Origin of the sequence: Rhizobacter sp. (assembly GCF_032229685.1) — a bacterium.
In the GTDB taxonomy this organism is placed as follows: Bacteria; Pseudomonadota; Gammaproteobacteria; order Burkholderiales; family Burkholderiaceae_C; genus LMDS01.
This window is the reverse complement of the sequence record NZ_JAVTWP010000003.1, coordinates 18,909-33,160: the sequence shown is the minus strand read 5'-3', so window position 1 is coordinate 33,160 and position 14,252 is coordinate 18,909. Positions and strand designations below refer to the sequence as shown.

The following is a 14,252-nucleotide window of genomic DNA, read 5'->3' as shown; positions in this document are numbered from 1 at the left end:
GTCGTCAGGGCGCTAGCGATCCGGGCAAACCTGCGCCCTTGTCAGTCCCGGTCGAAGACCGCGATGCTTTCCACGTGCGCCGTGTGCGGGAACATGTTGACGGCCCCGGCCGCCGTGCAGCGGTACCCGGCCTGGTGCACCAGCAAGCCAGCATCGCGCGCCAGCGTGGCCGGGTTGCAGCTGACGTAGACGATGCGGCCCGGCGGCGCATAACCCGGCGCCAGTGCGGGATCGGCGTGCATGTCGGCCAGCGCCTTCGCGAGCGCGAAAGCGCCTTCGCGCGGCGGGTCGACGAGCCACTTGTCGGCGTGGCCGTGGCTGGCCAGCAGGGCCGGCGTCAGCTCGAAGAGGTTGCTCGCGGCGAACGCCGTCTTCGCGCTCGAGCCGTTGAGAACAGCGTTGTCGCGTGCGCGCTGCACGAGCGTCTCGCTGCCCTCGATGCCGAGCACCTCGCGGGCCTGCGTCGCGATCGGCAGCGTGAAGTTGCCGAGGCCGCAGAACCAGTCGATCACCCGATCGTCCGGGCCCGCGGCCAGCAGGCGCAGGGCACGCGTCACCAGAACGCGGTTGATGTGCGGGTTGACCTGCGTGAAGTCGGTCGGCTTGAACGGCATGCGGATGCCGAATTCCGGCAGGGCATAGGCCAGTTCCGGGCCGCCGCCGTCGAGCCGCTGGACCGTGTCCGGCCCTTTCGACTGCAACCACCATTGCACGCCGTGTTCACCACCAAAGGCACGCAGGCGTGACAGGTCGGCATCGGTCAGCGGCTCCAGGTGACGCAGCACCATCGCCGTGACGTCATCGCCGATCGCCAGTTCGATCTGGGGCACGCGGTCGCGCTGGTCCATGGCGGCCACCATGGCGCGCAAGGGCATCAGCAGCGCGCTCACGTGCGGCGGCAGCACCTCGCAGCTTTCCATGTCGGCCACGAAGCTCGACTTGCGCTCGTGGAACCCGATCAGCACCTTGCCCTTCTTCACCACGTAACGCACCGACAAGCGCGCCCGGTAGCGGTAACCCCAGGCCGGGCCTTCGATCGGCCGCAGCACCCGCTCGGCCTTGACCTTGCCCAGGTGCCAGAGCGCGTCTTCGAGCGCACGTTGTTTGGTGGCGACCTGTGCGCCGACGTGAAAGTGCTGCATCTTGCAGCCGCCGCAGTGGCCGAAGTAGCGGCATGCCGGCGTCACACGTTGCGAGCTTTCGCGGCGCAGCGCCGTGATCGTCGCCTGCTCCCAGTTGTTCTTGCGCCGGCCGACCTGCACCTGCACTTCTTCGCCGGGCAAGGCGTCTTCGATGAACACCACTTTGCCGGCCGCGTTGTGCGCCACGCCCTGGGCTTCGAGGTCGAGCGACTCGACCTTCAGCCATTCCTTTTCGACCACGGCTTTTTCAAGCGCCACATTTGCTGATTCCATGGGCCGCGATTATCGCGGTGTGAAAGCCCGCTGCTACACTGCGGGCCGTCAGGAGAGAGCCTAACGATGCGTGCCCCGGCACGGGTCGGCGGGCCGCCGAAGGCGCAGGGCCCCGCATGTGGACGCGAGGCTCGAACGCTCAGGCAAAAGGACTGGCAAGCGCTTCGTTTGAAGCGTTCCTCGCTGGAGAGAGGCCCACCCCGAGTGGGCCCACCGAAGGGGCAAGCAGCCCACCGCGCGAGCGGCGCTGCCAATCTCTCAGGTAAAGCGGACAGAGAGGGCATTCCCGGTGCGATCATGAGGTCGCGCCGGTTCATTGAATGGCCCTCGCAGGAACTCCTTCAGGAGAAGACCATGTCCGACACCGCAGCCCCGCCCGCCACGCCCCTGCAAAAGACCCCGCTGCACGCGCTGCACCTCGAGCTCGGCGCCAAGATGGTGCCTTTCGCGGGCTACGACATGCCGGTCTCGTACCCGGCCGGCATCATCAAGGAACACCGCCAGTGCCGCGAGTCGGCCGCGTTGTTCGACGTGTCGCACATGGGCCAGCTGCGGCTCACCGGCGACGACGCCGCCAAGGCGCTCGAAACCCTGGTGCCGATGGACGTGCAGGGCCTCGCCGACGGGCAGCAGCGCTACGCCTTCTTCACCAACAGCAACGGCGGCATCCTCGACGACCTGATGATCACGCGGCGCGGCGCCGAGAACGACCTGCTGCTGATCGTGAACGCCGCCTGCAAGGAAGCCGACACCCGCCACCTGACCACGAACATCGGCCACCGCTGCACCGTGCAGCCCTTGCCCGAACGCGCGTTGCTCGCGCTGCAGGGGCCGAAGGCGGCGCAAGCGCTGGCGCGCCTGAACCCGGCCGTCGCCTCGCTGGTGTTCATGACCGGCATGAGCGTCACGCTCGCCGGCGCCGGCTGCTTCGTCACCCGCTCGGGCTACACCGGCGACGATGGCTTCGAGATCTCGGTGCCGGCGGCGCAAGCCGAAACGCTGGCGCGCGAACTGCTGGCCCAGCCCGAGGTGGGCCCGGTCGGCCTGGGCGCGCGCGACACGCTGCGGCTCGAAGCCGGCCTGTGCCTGTACGGCCACGACATCGACACCACGACCACACCGGTCGAAGCGGCCCTCACCTGGGCGATCCAGAAAGTGCGGCGCGCCGGCGGTGCGCGCCACGGCGGTTACCCCGGCGCCTCGGTGATCGACGGCCAGCTCGCCACCGGCGCGGCCACCAAACGGGTCGGCCTGATCGGCCTCGAGCGTGTGCCGGTGCGTGAAGGCGCCATCATCAAGGACGCACACGGCCACAAGCTCGGCGTTGTCACCAGCGGCACGCTCGCTCCCACGGTGGGCCAGCCGATCGCGATGGCTTATCTCGCCGCCAACCACGCCCTGCCGAACCACGAGGTCTACGCCGACGTGCGTGGCAAGGCCCAGCCGATGCGCGTGACACCCATGCCGTTCACGCCGCACCACTACTTCCGGGGCTGACAGCCCGCCACTTTCAACGTCCACCGAAGCATCACAGGAGCCCCCGATGACGACCATGTACACCAACGACCACGAGTGGATCAACATCGAAGACCACGAAGCCGCCACCGTCGGCATCACCCACCACGCGCAAGACGCGCTCGGTGACGTGGTCTTCGTCGAGTTGCCCTCGGTCGGCAGCACCTTCAAGCAAGGCGAGGTCGCGGGCGTGGTCGAGTCGGTGAAAGCGGCTGCCGACCTGTTCATGCCGGTCAGCGGCGAGATCGTCGAAGTGAACGAAGCGCTGCGCGACGACCCGTCGCTCGCCAACACCGACCCGCTGGGCAACGGCTGGTTCTTCAAGGTCCACGTGAGCGACATGGCCGAGTTCGAACAGCTGATGGACGCGCCGGCCTACGACCTGCTCGTCAAGAACAGCTGAAGGGTTCTCGATGCTGATGTCTGCCCACAAGCCGCTGCGCGAGCTCGAAGACGCGTCGGAATTCGTCGCCCGCCACATCGGCGTGAGCGCGGACGACGAACGCCACATGCTGTCGGTGATCGGCGTCGCGTCGCGCCGGGCGCTGATCGAAGCCGTGGTGCCACGCTCGATCGCCCGCGGCGCGCCGATGGCGCTGCCCGAGCCACTGACGGAAGCCGCGGCGCTGGCCGAGCTGAAGGCCATCGCCAGCCGCAACCGCGTGCTGAAGAGTTTCATCGGCCAGGGTTACCACGGCACGCACACGCCGGGCGTCATCTTGCGCAATATCCTCGAGAACCCGGCCTGGTACACCGCCTACACGCCCTACCAGGCCGAGATCTCGCAAGGCCGCATGGAAGCGCTGGTCAACTTCCAGACCATGGTCTGCGAGCTGACCGGGATGGCGATCGCCGGCTCGTCGATGCTCGACGAAGCCACCGCCGCAGCCGAGGCGATGACCCTGGCGATGCGCGTCGGCAAGAGCAAGTCGACGACCCTGTTCGTCGCCGACGACGTGCTGCCGCAGACGCTCGAAGTGGTGCAGACGCGTGCGCGCCCGCTCGGCGTCACCGTGCTGACCGGCCCGGCGGAAACGGCGGGCCACGCCGACGCGTTCGCGGTGCTGTTGCAATACCCCGGCGTCGACGGCGTGGTCCGAGACCTGCAGCCGGTGATCGACGCGGTGCACGCCCGCAGCGGCCTGGCCATCGTGGCGGCCGATCTGCTGGCGCTCACGCTGTTGAAGGCCCCCGGCGAAATGGGCGCCGACATCGTCGTCGGCAACAGCCAGCGCTTCGGCATGCCGATGGGCAATGGCGGGCCGCACGCGGCGTTCCTCGCGACCAAAGACGAATTCAAGCGCTCGATGCCGGGCCGCCTGGTCGGCGTGAGCGTCGACGCGCACGGCGCACCGGCGTACCGGCTGGCGCTGCAGACGCGCGAGCAGCACATCCGGCGAGAGAAGGCCACGTCGAACATCTGCACCGCGCAAGTGCTGCCCGCCGTGGTGGCGAGCATGTACGCCGTGTACCACGGGCCCGAGGGCCTGAAGCGCATCGCGCGCCGCGTGGCAAGTTACGCGGCGGTGCTGGCGAAAGGCCTGCAGCAGCTCGGCTGCACGCTGCCGAACGCGGGCGGCTTCGACACCGTGCAGGTCTCGACCGGCGCGCGCACCGAAACGCTGCTGCAAACGGCTCGCGAGCACGGCTTCAACCTGCGCCGCGCTTCGGCCACCAGCATCGGCATCACGCTCGATGAAACGAGCACACGCGACGACATCGTCACGTTGTGGAAGCTCTTCGCCGGTGGCCTGGCGCTGCCCGACTTCGCGCCGTTCGAAAAAGGCATCGGCTCGCTGATCCCTGAAGTGCTGGCCCGCGGCAGCGCCTTCCTGACGCACCCGGTCTTCAACCGTCACCACTCCGAAACCGCGATGCTGCGCTACATCCGCAGTTTGTCTGACAAGGACCTGGCGCTCGACCGCACGATGATCCCGCTCGGCTCGTGCACGATGAAGCTGAACGCCACCAGCGAGATGATCCCGATCACCTGGCCGGAGTTCGCCAACATCCACCCTTTCGCACCGGTCGACCAGCTCGCGGGTTACGAGCAGCTGCGCATTCAACTCGAAGCCTGGTTGTGCCAGGCCACCGGCTACAGCGGCGTGAGCCTGCAGCCCAACGCCGGTTCGCAAGGCGAATACGCCGGCCTGCTCGTCATCAAGGCCTTCCACGAGGCGCGTGGGCAAGCGCATCGCAACATCTGCCTGATCCCCGAATCGGCGCACGGCACGAACCCGGCGAGCGCGCAGATGGCCGGCTTGCAGGTCGTCGTGACGAAGTGCGACGACGAAGGCAACATCGACCTCGCCGATCTGGCAGCGAAGTGCACGCAACACAGCACGCAACTCGCCTGCATCATGATCACCTACCCTTCGACCTATGGCGTGTTCGACACGCAGGTGAAAGAGATCTGCGCGCTCGTGCACCAGCATGGCGGGCGCGTCTACGTCGACGGCGCGAACATGAACGCGCTGGTCGGCGTGGCCGCACCGGGCGAGTTCGGTGGCGACGTGAGCCACCTGAACCTGCACAAGACCTTCTGCATCCCGCACGGCGGTGGTGGGCCGGGCGTGGGGCCGACCTGTGTCGTCGCCGACCTGGTGCCCTACCTGCCTGCACACCGATCGGCGGGCATCGGCACCGAATTGCAGGTGGGTGCGGTTTCGGCCGCGCCACTGGGCAACGCCGCCGTGCTGCCGATCAGCTGGATGTACATGCGCATGATGGGTTCCGAAGGGCTCACGGCGGCGACCGAAACCGCGATCCTGTCGGCCAACTACGTGGCGGCACGCCTGGCCGACCACTACGAAGTTCACTACAGCGGCAACATCGCCGGCATCAAGGGCGGTGGCGTCGCGCATGAGTGCATTCTCGACTTGCGGCCGTTGAAAGAAGCGACCGGCGGGGCGGCCGGCGTGAGTGCCGAAGACGTGGCCAAGCGGCTCATCGACTACGGCTTCCACGCGCCGACGCTGAGCTTCCCGGTGGCCGGCACGCTGATGGTCGAACCGACCGAAAGCGAGTCGCGCGAGGAGCTCGATCGGTTCTGCGACGCGATGATCGCGATCCGCCGCGAGATCGCGAAGGTCGAGTCCGGCGCCTGGCCCAAGGAAGACAACCCGTTGAAAGCCGCGCCGCACACCGCCGAGGCCTTGCTGAAAGCCGACTGGCCCCACGCCTACTCGCGCGAGGAAGCGGCCTACCCGGTGCGGGCGCTGCGGCACAACAAGTACTGGTCGCCGGTCGGCCGGGTCGACAACGTCTGGGGCGACCGCAACCTGATGTGCTCCTGCCCTCCGCTGTCCGCGTACGAGAGCTGAACCGTGGCTGTTTCGGTCTTCGACCTGTTCAAGATCGGCATCGGCCCCAGCAGCTCGCACACGGTCGGGCCGATGCGGGCCGCGCGCTTGTTCGCGCTGCGCCTGCAGCATGACGGCTTGCTGCCCACCACGGCGCGGGTCTGCTCGCAGCTCTATGGTTCGCTCGGTGCCACCGGCAAGGGGCACGGCAGCGACAAGGCCGTCTTGCTCGGCCTCGCCGGCGGCGAGCCCGACACCGTCGACGTGGAGGGCATTGCGGCCCAGCTCAAGCAGATGCGCGAGGCCAAGCGGATCGCGCTGCTCGGCCAGCACGAGATCGGCTTCAACGAGAAGATCGATCTGGTCTTCTACCGCCGCGAAACCCTCCCCTTCCATGCCAACGGCATGCGCTTCACGGCCTTCGACGCCGCTGGCGCCGAGTTGCTGACCCGCACCTACTACTCGGTCGGCGGCGGCTTTGTCGTCAGCGACGAGGTCGCGCACGACGGCAGCCTGCAGAAGGTGATCGCACCCGACACGACCGTGCTCGCGCATCCCTTCCACAGCGGTGCCGAATTGCTGGCGCTCGCGGAGCAGCATGGTTGCAGCATCGCCGAGCTGATGCGGCGCAACGAGCGCCACTGGCGCACCGATGCTGAGATAGACGCCGGCCTGCTCAAGATCTGGGCCGTGATGCAGGCCTGCGTCGTGCGAGGCTGCAAGACCGACGGCGTGCTGCCGGGTGGCTTCAAGGTGCGGCGCCGCGCGGCCGACCTGCACCGCCAGCTCTGCGCCAACCCCGAAGCGGCCCTGCGCGACCCGTTGCAGGTGCTCGACTGGGTGAACCTCTACGCGCTGGCCGTGAACGAAGAAAACGCCGCCGGCGGGCGTGTCGTCACGGCGCCGACGAATGGTGCCGCCGGCATCGTGCCGGCCGTCCTGCACTACTACACCCGCTTCGTGCCGTCAGCGACTGACCAGGGCGTGATCGACTTTCTGCTGACCGCCGCGGCCATCGGCCTGCTCTACAAGGAAAACGCCTCGATCAGCGGCGCCGAGGTCGGCTGCCAGGGCGAGGTCGGTGTGGCCTGTTCGATGGCGGCCGGCGCGCTGTGCGCCGTGCTCGGCGGCTCGCCCGCGCAGGTCGAAAACGCCGCGGAGATCGGCATGGAGCACCACCTGGGCCTCACCTGCGACCCGGTCGGCGGGTTGGTCCAGATTCCGTGCATCGAACGCAACGCGATCGCCTCGGTCAAGGCGATCAATGCCGCCCGCATGGCGCTGCGGGGCGACGGCACCCACCACGTGAGCCTCGACAAGGTCATCAAGACCATGCGCGAAACCGGCGCCGACATGATGAGCAAATACAAGGAAACAGCGCGAGGCGGGCTCGCGGTGAACATCGTGGAGTGCTGAGAGCCGAACCGGGTGCGACGCCGCCACCACTACACTCACTTCAGTGCTTGACCGGCACCGAGCTCCGTTCGGACAATGCCGCACCTTCTTCGCCCCGTCTCCGGCCGCCTGCAGCCCATGTCCCGCCAGCCCCGTGATCACACAGCCATCTTCGGCCCTTCCGGCCGACGCATGCTGTACGAGCAGACGCAGCACGCCTCGGAGTTCGCTCACACCAACGCGCCGCAGGGTCAGGTGGCGATGGTGCTGCTCGAGGTCTGTCTCGCGCCCGGCAGCTCACATCTGAGCGAACGCATTCTGGAGCCGGTCACCTCCAAGCTGTCAAAGGTGCTCAATGCGCGGTTGCGCTCGATCGACGTGCTGGTGCGCACCGCCGATACCGAATTGGCCGTGCTGCTCGCGCAGGCGCACCTCGGCGTCGCTGCGGCGTTTTCCGAGCGCCTGAAGCAGCCCATCGACCAGGCGCTGAGTGAAATGCACGTGGCCTCCGACATCGTCGTCAGCGTGGGCCTGGCCGCCAACCCGCCGGCCAGTTCGTGGGGGCCCGAGGCCTTGATCGAACTGGCCGACTTCAGGATGCGTTCGGCGCGGCAGCGTGCCGCGGCGCTGAAGACGCGCGAATGGGCCGTCGAGGTCGACGGCGACTCGATCCCGCAGGCCTGGGCCGACTCCGAAGTCTGGCCCGCCACCACCGTGATCACCACCGGCCAGATGGGGCTCTGAAAAAGCAGCGGCGCGCCCGCCTGCGCGTTGGAACGCCTTATGCATGCTGCACCTGCACATCGACTCAGCGCAGGAGGGCAGCCCCATGTTGGACAAGACCACCACCAAGTTCTCGCACGTCAAACCCGCCGACACACCCTGGCGCAGCGAAGGCCTGCGCGACTTCTTTCTCTACAAGGACCTGGGTGTCGCCGACGCGACCTCTGGCCGCGTGATCGCGCATCTGGTCAAGGCCAACATGGCACCAGAGAAGGGCACCGGCTGGCACCGCCATGAAGCGGAGTTCCAGATCGTGTTCATGACCAAGGGCTGGGCCAAGTTCATGTACGGCGACCAGGAAACGCTGGTCGAAGCCGGCGACTGCGTGCACCAGCGCCCGGGCATCGTGCACTACCTGTTCGACTACTCGCCCGACATGGAGTACCTCGAGATCGTGGGCCCGGCCGACTTCAAGTCGATCGACGTGCCGGCGCCCTGCGCGGTGCCATCTCCGACACCCTGGTGAACGGAACGCGCTGCAGCAGGCTGCCGCGCGTTAGAAGTCCATGTCGAGCTCTTCGATGTCGTCGGGCTCGAGCTTCGCGGCGGCCACCCACTCTTTCATCTCGGGCATCGCCATGATGGTCTGGCAATACTGGATGCAGGGCTTGTTGAGCTTCACGTCGTAGGTGAGAAAGCGTGTGGCCACCGGCGCAAACATCGCGTCGGCCATGCCACGTTGTTTGCCGAACAGATACGGCCCGCCATAGGTGGCCAGGCACTCGGTCCAGATCTCGACGATGCGGTCGATGTCGGGCTGGGCCCCGGCCCAGACCTTGTGGCCGGGGAACTTGCCTTTCAGGTTCATCGGCAACGATGCGCGCAGGTTGGCGAAGCCGGAGTTCATTTCGCCGCTGACCGAACGGCAATGGGCGCGGGCGATGCGGTCTTCGGGCATCAGGCCGGCGTTCGGCTTGATCTCGTTCAGGTACTGCGCGATCGCCAGCGTGTTCCAGACCTTGGCGCCTTCGTGCGTCAGGCACGGCACGCGGATCGATGGCGCCAGCAACAGCAGTTCCTTGCGCGCGTCGGCATCGTCGGGCGAGACCATGACTTCGGTGAACTCGAGCCCCGCAAATTTGGCCATCAACCAGCCGCGCAAGGACCAGGACGAATAGTTCTTGCTGCTCAGCGTGAGCGTGGCCGATGCCTTGCCGGCCTTGGCCTTCGCAGCCGGCTTGGGCGCCGGCTTCGCGGCGGCACTGGCGGCTCTGGTCTTGCTCTTGGCGGGTGTGGCAACAGGCATGGCAGCTCTCCGGCGCAGGGTTTGGGCAGACCGGGTTGCAAGGGATGTGCCACGCGCGCTGGCGCGTTAGTTGCAGAGCCAAGGGCACGAGTCAGAACCGGAGAAAGCATGATGTACCAGGCCTACCAGGCACAGTCCGATCTGATGTGGCCCTTGCGCACGCTGGCGAAGATGTCGGTGCCGATGCTGCAGGACCCGGCCTTCGGCCTTTCGGCGCAAGCGTCGACGCGGCAGGTGGCCGCCGCGTGCAAGGTGCTCGAACTGGCCGAGGTGACGCACAAGCGCCCGCCCTGGCGCATCGACGGCGTGCTCGACAAGGGCCAGAGCGTGCCGGTCACCGAAGAGGTGGTCTTCACCACGCCGTTCGCCACCTTGCTGCGCTTTCGCAAGGAAGGCGCACCAGAGCAACCCAAGGTGCTGGTCGTGGCGCCGATGTCGGGCCACTTCGCCACGCTGCTGCGCGACACCGTGCGCACCGTGCTGCAGGACCACGACGTCTACGTGACCGACTGGCACAACGTGCGCGACGTGCCGCTCGCGGCCGGCCGCTTCGGGCTGGACGAATACACCGAGCACATCATCCACTTCCTCGCCGCGATGGGCCCGAACGCCAACGTGATCGCCGTCTGCCAACCCTGCGTGGCTGCGCTCGCCGCGGTGGCCTTGATGTCGGAAGACCAGCACCCCGCCACCCCCGCCAGCCTGACGCTGATGGCCGGCCCGATCGACTGCCGCATCAGCCCCACGGCCGTCAACAAGCTCGCGATGACCAAGCCGATCGAGTGGTTCGAGAAGAACCTGATCAGCACCGTGCCGTGGCGCCATGGCGGCGGCGGGCGGCGTGTGTACCCCGGCTTCGTGCAGCTCTCGGCCTTCATGAGCATGAACAAGGACCGGCACGTGAACGCCTTCAAGGAGTACTACCAGCACCTGGTCGACGACGAGTTCGACAAGGCCGAGATCACGCGCACCTTCTACGAGGAATACATGGCGGTGGCCGACCTCTCGGCCGACTTCTACATCGAAACCGTCGACCTGGTGTTCCAGAAGTACGCCTTGCCCAAGGGCGAGTTGAAGTTCCGCGACCGCACGGTGAACCCGGCGGCGATCCGACGCACCGCGCTCGTCACGATCGAAGGCGAGCGTGACGACATCTGCGCCATCGGGCAGACGCTGGCGGCGCAAGACCTGGCGAGCAGCCTGCGGCCCTACATGCGCACGCACTACGTGCAGCCGAACGTGGGCCACTATGGCGTGTTCAGCGGCAAGCGCTGGCAGAACCACATCTACCCCATCGTCAGGGATGTGATCCACATTTCCCAGTAAGGACAGCAACCCCGACCGCAGCGCGCCGCAGTCGGTGTTCGATCAATCCTTGGCCGCCGGCATCTGCTCTGGCATCGCGCCACCCGCCGATGTGGCTTCGTGCGGCGTGCCGAAGCGCCGCTTCGACCACGCTGCCAACCCGTCGAGGTAGCTGTAGAGCACGGGCACCACGATCAGGGTGAGCAGCGTCGACGTGATCACGCCACCGATGATCGCGCGGCCCATCGACGCCTGCAGTTCACCGCCTTCGTCGAGCGCGAGCGCCAGCGGCAACATGCCGAAGACCATGGCCGCCGTCGTCATCATGATCGGGCGCATGCGCACCAGGCCGGCCTGCAACAGCGCCTCGGCGGTGCTCATGCCGTTCCTGCGCGCCTGGTTGGCGAAGTCGACCAGCAGGATCGCGTTCTTCGTCACCAGCCCCATCAGCATCACCAGGCCGATCATCGAGAACAGGTTCAGCGTGGAACGCGTGATGAGCAGCGCCAGCATCACGCCGATCAGCGCCAGCGGCAGCGACGCCATGATCGCGAACGGCTGCAGGAAGCTGCCGAACTGCGACGCCAGCACGATGTAGATGAACACCACGGCGGCCACCAGCGCCAGCAAAATGCCCTTGAAAGCCTCAGCCTGCTCGCGCGACTGCCCGCCCTGGTCGAAACGGTAACCCGGTGGCAACTGCGTGTTCTCGACGACCTTCTTGACCTCGGCGCCCACGTCGCCACTCGGTCGGCCGGTCACGCCGGCGTAGACGGCCTGGCGGCGCTGCAGGTCCTGGCGCTTGATGACTTCGGGGTTGACCACGCTCACCACGTCGGCCACGCGCGAGAGCGCGATCGGCGTGCCGTCTTTCGCGTAGGCCACCGGCAGGTTGTCGAGCTGGGCCACGTTCTCGCGCAGCAGTTGCGGCAGCCGCAGTTCGACTTCGACCTGCTCGCCGTCGGGTGCGGTCCAGTAGGTCGCCACGTCACCGTTCACAAAACTGCGCAGGCTGGTCGCGAGCGTCGTCGGCGTGAGCCCGAGTTCGCGCACCGCGTCGGGCCGCAGCCGCACGGCGTAGGCCGGCAGGCCCGGCTTGACCGAGGTTTCCAGGTCGGTGATGCCCTTGATCTTGCCGATCTTCTCGGCCAGCAACAGCACTTCGGCGTCGAGCACCTTCGGGTCGGGGCCGAGCAGCGAAACGAAGATCGGCCGGTTGCCGATCGACACGTCGGCGCCCGGGATCGGCGCGATCGCCTTGCGGATCGCTTCTTCCACTTCTTTCTGCGAGCGCTTGCGCTCGCTCGGCTTGGTGAGTTGCAGCGTGAGCTTGCCGACATTGCGGCTGCCGTCCACATCGCCCACCTGGGTCGACATCAGGCGCACCTCGGGCATCACGCGCACCAGGTCTTCGACCTGCTTCATCTTCTCGTCGCCACGTGTCAGGCTCGTGCCCACCGGCATGCGCACGTTGAGCGAGATGTAGCTGTTGTCGGCATCGGGGATGAACTCGCTGCCGACCAGAGGCGCCAGCGCCAGCGCACCGACGAAGCTGGCGAGGCCCGCGCACAGCACGATCGCGCGCGGCGTGATCGTGGCGAAGCGCAGGCGGCGTGGCTGGCTCTTGTCACGCTGGCCGCTGGCGTCGAACGGCCGCCCGAAGGCCGGGATCGGCGGCACCCAGATCCGGTGGCGCCGGCCCGCGAAGACCCAGTGGATCAACCGTTCATACACCGCGTGCATCACGTCGAGCAGACGGTCGGTCGCGCGCATCAAGTGGCCCAGGCCCCAGACGCGCCCGAGGCGGTTGACCGGCGGGTCTTTCCAGATGCTCGAGAGCATCGGGTCGAGCGTGAAGCTGACGAACAGGCTCACCAGCACCGCGACCGCCACCGTGATGCCGAACGGAAAGAAGAACTTGCCGATGATGCCCTTCATGAAAGCCACCGGCACGAACACGGCGCAGATCGCGAAGGTGGTGGCCATCACCGCCAGGCCGATCTCGTTGGTGCCGTCGTTGGCGGCGCGGTGGTGGTCTTTGCCCATGTGGATGTGGCGCACGATGTTCTCGCGCACCACGATCGCGTCGTCGATCAACAGGCCGATGCACAGGCTCAGCGCCATCATCGTCATGAAATTCAGCGTGAACCCGAAGGCATACACGGCGATGAAGGCCGAGATCACCGAGATCGGCAAGGTGAGGCCGGTGATGATCGTGCTGCGCCAGCTGTGCAGGAACAGGAACACGATCGCGATCGTGAGCAGCGCGCCTTCGACCAGCGTGCGCTTGACGCCGCTGAGCGAGTCGCGCACCCAGTCGCTGTCGGCGTAGACGAGCCGCAGGTCCACGCCGGTGGGCAGGCTCTTGCGCAGCTCTTCGGTCGCCTGCTTGATGCCTTCGCCGGTCTCGACGATGTTGGCGTCCTGCTGCTTGAAGACCTGGAACGAGACCGAGGGCACACCGTCGACCCGCGCGATCGAGGTCGGTTCCTGTTCACGCTCGATCAGCTCACCCACGTCACCGAGCCGCACGATCAGGCTGCCGCGGTTGGCCACCACCACATCGGCGAAAGCCTTCGGGTCACGCACCCGGCCTTCTACCCGCACCAGCGCGTCTTCCTTGCCGCTGCTGAGCAGGCCGACCGGCACGTCGGCATTCGCGCGCTGCAGTGCCGCCGACACGTCGGCCGGCGTGAGCTGGTAGGCGCGCAGGCGCTGCGGGTCGAGGTTGATGCGCAGCTGGCGCACGGTGAGGCCGCTCACGTCGACCTTGGCGACGCCGCCGACACGCTCTAGCCGCTTGCGCACGACCTGGTCGGCCAGCAGTGAAAGCTCGCGCGCGCTGCGCTCGGGCGCTACGAGCGCAAGGTAAACCGTGGGTTCGGCGTTGTCGCCATCGAAGCGCGAGATGTACGGCGCTTTCGCGTCACGCGGAAAGCTCGGCTGCAATGCCGAGACCTTGTCGCGCACGTCTTGCACGGCACGGCTCATGTCGGCGCTGAGCTGGAACTCGACGACGGTCTGGCTGCTGCCTTCGAGGCTGTTCGAGCGGATCATCTTCACGCCGGCGATGCCGTTCAGCGCGAGTTCGATCGGGCGGGTGAGTTCGGTCTCTGCCGCCTCGGGCGAAGCGCCCGGGTAGGCCACGCTCACGAACACGATCGGCGGCGAGATGTCGGGCAGCCGCTCGACGCGCAGCTGGCTGTACGAGAACAGGCCGAGCACGCACAACGCCGCCATCACCATGGTGGCGAAGACGGGGTTGTTGATGGAAACGCGGGTGAACCACAT

Annotated in this window: 10 protein-coding genes and 2 riboswitches; of the genes, 7 read left to right on the top strand and 3 right to left on the bottom strand. The window is 67.2% G+C overall.

Annotation, left to right across the window (positions count from 1 at the left end; translation table 11 throughout):
* Positions 1-41 precede the first annotated feature (41 nt).
* A complete protein-coding gene (rlmD, locus tag AC30PD_RS01105) occupies positions 42-1,415 on the bottom strand; it encodes a 23S rRNA (uracil(1939)-C(5))-methyltransferase RlmD (RefSeq protein WP_489533789.1) in 1,374 nt (457 codons plus the stop codon).
* Between the two features lie 39 nt (positions 1,416-1,454).
* Positions 1,455-1,580, top strand: a riboswitch (glycine riboswitch).
* An 8-nt stretch (positions 1,581-1,588) separates the two neighbouring features.
* Positions 1,589-1,700, top strand: a riboswitch (glycine riboswitch).
* 69 nt (positions 1,701-1,769) lie between these two features.
* On the opposite strand from rlmD, the gene gcvT reads away from it, so the two are divergent.
* The 6 genes from gcvT to AC30PD_RS01075 all read left to right on the top strand — a co-directional run bounded on the left by gcvT (position 1,770) and on the right by AC30PD_RS01075 (position 8,876).
* A complete protein-coding gene (gene gcvT / locus AC30PD_RS01100; RefSeq protein ID WP_489533788.1) occupies positions 1,770-2,912 on the top strand; it encodes a glycine cleavage system aminomethyltransferase GcvT in 1,143 nt (380 codons plus the stop codon).
* Between the two features lie 46 nt (positions 2,913-2,958).
* The gene (gene gcvH / locus AC30PD_RS01095) at positions 2,959-3,333 is read left to right on the top strand and encodes a glycine cleavage system protein GcvH (RefSeq protein ID WP_489533787.1); all 375 of its coding nucleotides are present in this window, start codon (positions 2,959-2,961) and stop codon (positions 3,331-3,333) included.
* Between the two features lie 10 nt (positions 3,334-3,343).
* Positions 3,344-6,253 (top strand): aminomethyl-transferring glycine dehydrogenase, encoded by a 2,910-nt coding sequence (gcvP, locus tag AC30PD_RS01090; protein WP_489533786.1) that lies wholly within the window; start codon positions 3,344-3,346, stop codon positions 6,251-6,253.
* Between the two features lie 3 nt (positions 6,254-6,256).
* Positions 6,257-7,648, top strand: a complete 1,392-nt coding sequence (locus tag AC30PD_RS01085; protein ID WP_489533785.1) for an L-serine ammonia-lyase — start codon at positions 6,257-6,259, stop codon at positions 7,646-7,648.
* A 117-nt stretch (positions 7,649-7,765) separates the two neighbouring features.
* The gene (locus AC30PD_RS01080; protein WP_489533784.1) at positions 7,766-8,371 is read left to right on the top strand and encodes a diguanylate cyclase domain-containing protein; all 606 of its coding nucleotides are present in this window, start codon (positions 7,766-7,768) and stop codon (positions 8,369-8,371) included.
* Positions 8,372-8,456: 85 nt separating this feature from the next.
* Positions 8,457-8,876 (top strand): cupin domain-containing protein, encoded by a 420-nt coding sequence (locus AC30PD_RS01075; protein WP_489533783.1) that lies wholly within the window; start codon positions 8,457-8,459, stop codon positions 8,874-8,876.
* Between the two features lie 30 nt (positions 8,877-8,906).
* Here AC30PD_RS01075 and AC30PD_RS01070 read toward each other — a convergent pair whose 3' ends face one another.
* Positions 8,907-9,656 (bottom strand): glutathione S-transferase family protein, encoded by a 750-nt coding sequence (locus tag AC30PD_RS01070; protein ID WP_489533782.1) that lies wholly within the window; start codon positions 9,654-9,656, stop codon positions 8,907-8,909.
* Positions 9,657-9,764: 108 nt separating this feature from the next.
* Here AC30PD_RS01070 and AC30PD_RS01065 point away from each other — a divergent pair, with 108 nt between their 5' ends.
* A complete protein-coding gene (locus AC30PD_RS01065; protein ID WP_489533781.1) occupies positions 9,765-10,982 on the top strand; it encodes a polyhydroxyalkanoate depolymerase in 1,218 nt (405 codons plus the stop codon).
* A 42-nt stretch (positions 10,983-11,024) separates the two neighbouring features.
* On the opposite strand, the gene AC30PD_RS01060 is transcribed toward AC30PD_RS01065, so the two are convergent.
* The gene (locus AC30PD_RS01060; RefSeq protein ID WP_489533780.1) at positions 11,025-14,252 is read right to left on the bottom strand and encodes an efflux RND transporter permease subunit; all 3,228 of its coding nucleotides are present in this window, start codon (positions 14,250-14,252) and stop codon (positions 11,025-11,027) included.

Coding starts and splice junctions, on each gene's coding strand:
- rlmD (WP_489533789.1), bottom strand. CDS start 1,415: ATGGAATCAGCAAATGTGGCGCTTGAAAAAGCCGTGGTCGAAAAGGAA.
- gcvT (WP_489533788.1), top strand. CDS start 1,770: ATGTCCGACACCGCAGCCCCGCCCGCCACGCCCCTGCAAAAGACCCCG.
- gcvH (WP_489533787.1), top strand. CDS start 2,959: ATGACGACCATGTACACCAACGACCACGAGTGGATCAACATCGAAGAC.
- gcvP (WP_489533786.1), top strand. CDS start 3,344: ATGCTGATGTCTGCCCACAAGCCGCTGCGCGAGCTCGAAGACGCGTCG.
- AC30PD_RS01080 (WP_489533784.1), top strand. CDS start 7,766: ATGTCCCGCCAGCCCCGTGATCACACAGCCATCTTCGGCCCTTCCGGC.
- AC30PD_RS01075 (WP_489533783.1), top strand. CDS start 8,457: ATGTTGGACAAGACCACCACCAAGTTCTCGCACGTCAAACCCGCCGAC.
- AC30PD_RS01070 (WP_489533782.1), bottom strand. CDS start 9,656: ATGCCTGTTGCCACACCCGCCAAGAGCAAGACCAGAGCCGCCAGTGCC.
- AC30PD_RS01065 (WP_489533781.1), top strand. CDS start 9,765: ATGATGTACCAGGCCTACCAGGCACAGTCCGATCTGATGTGGCCCTTG.
- AC30PD_RS01060 (WP_489533780.1), bottom strand. CDS start 14,252: ATGTGGTTCACCCGCGTTTCCATCAACAACCCCGTCTTCGCCACCATG.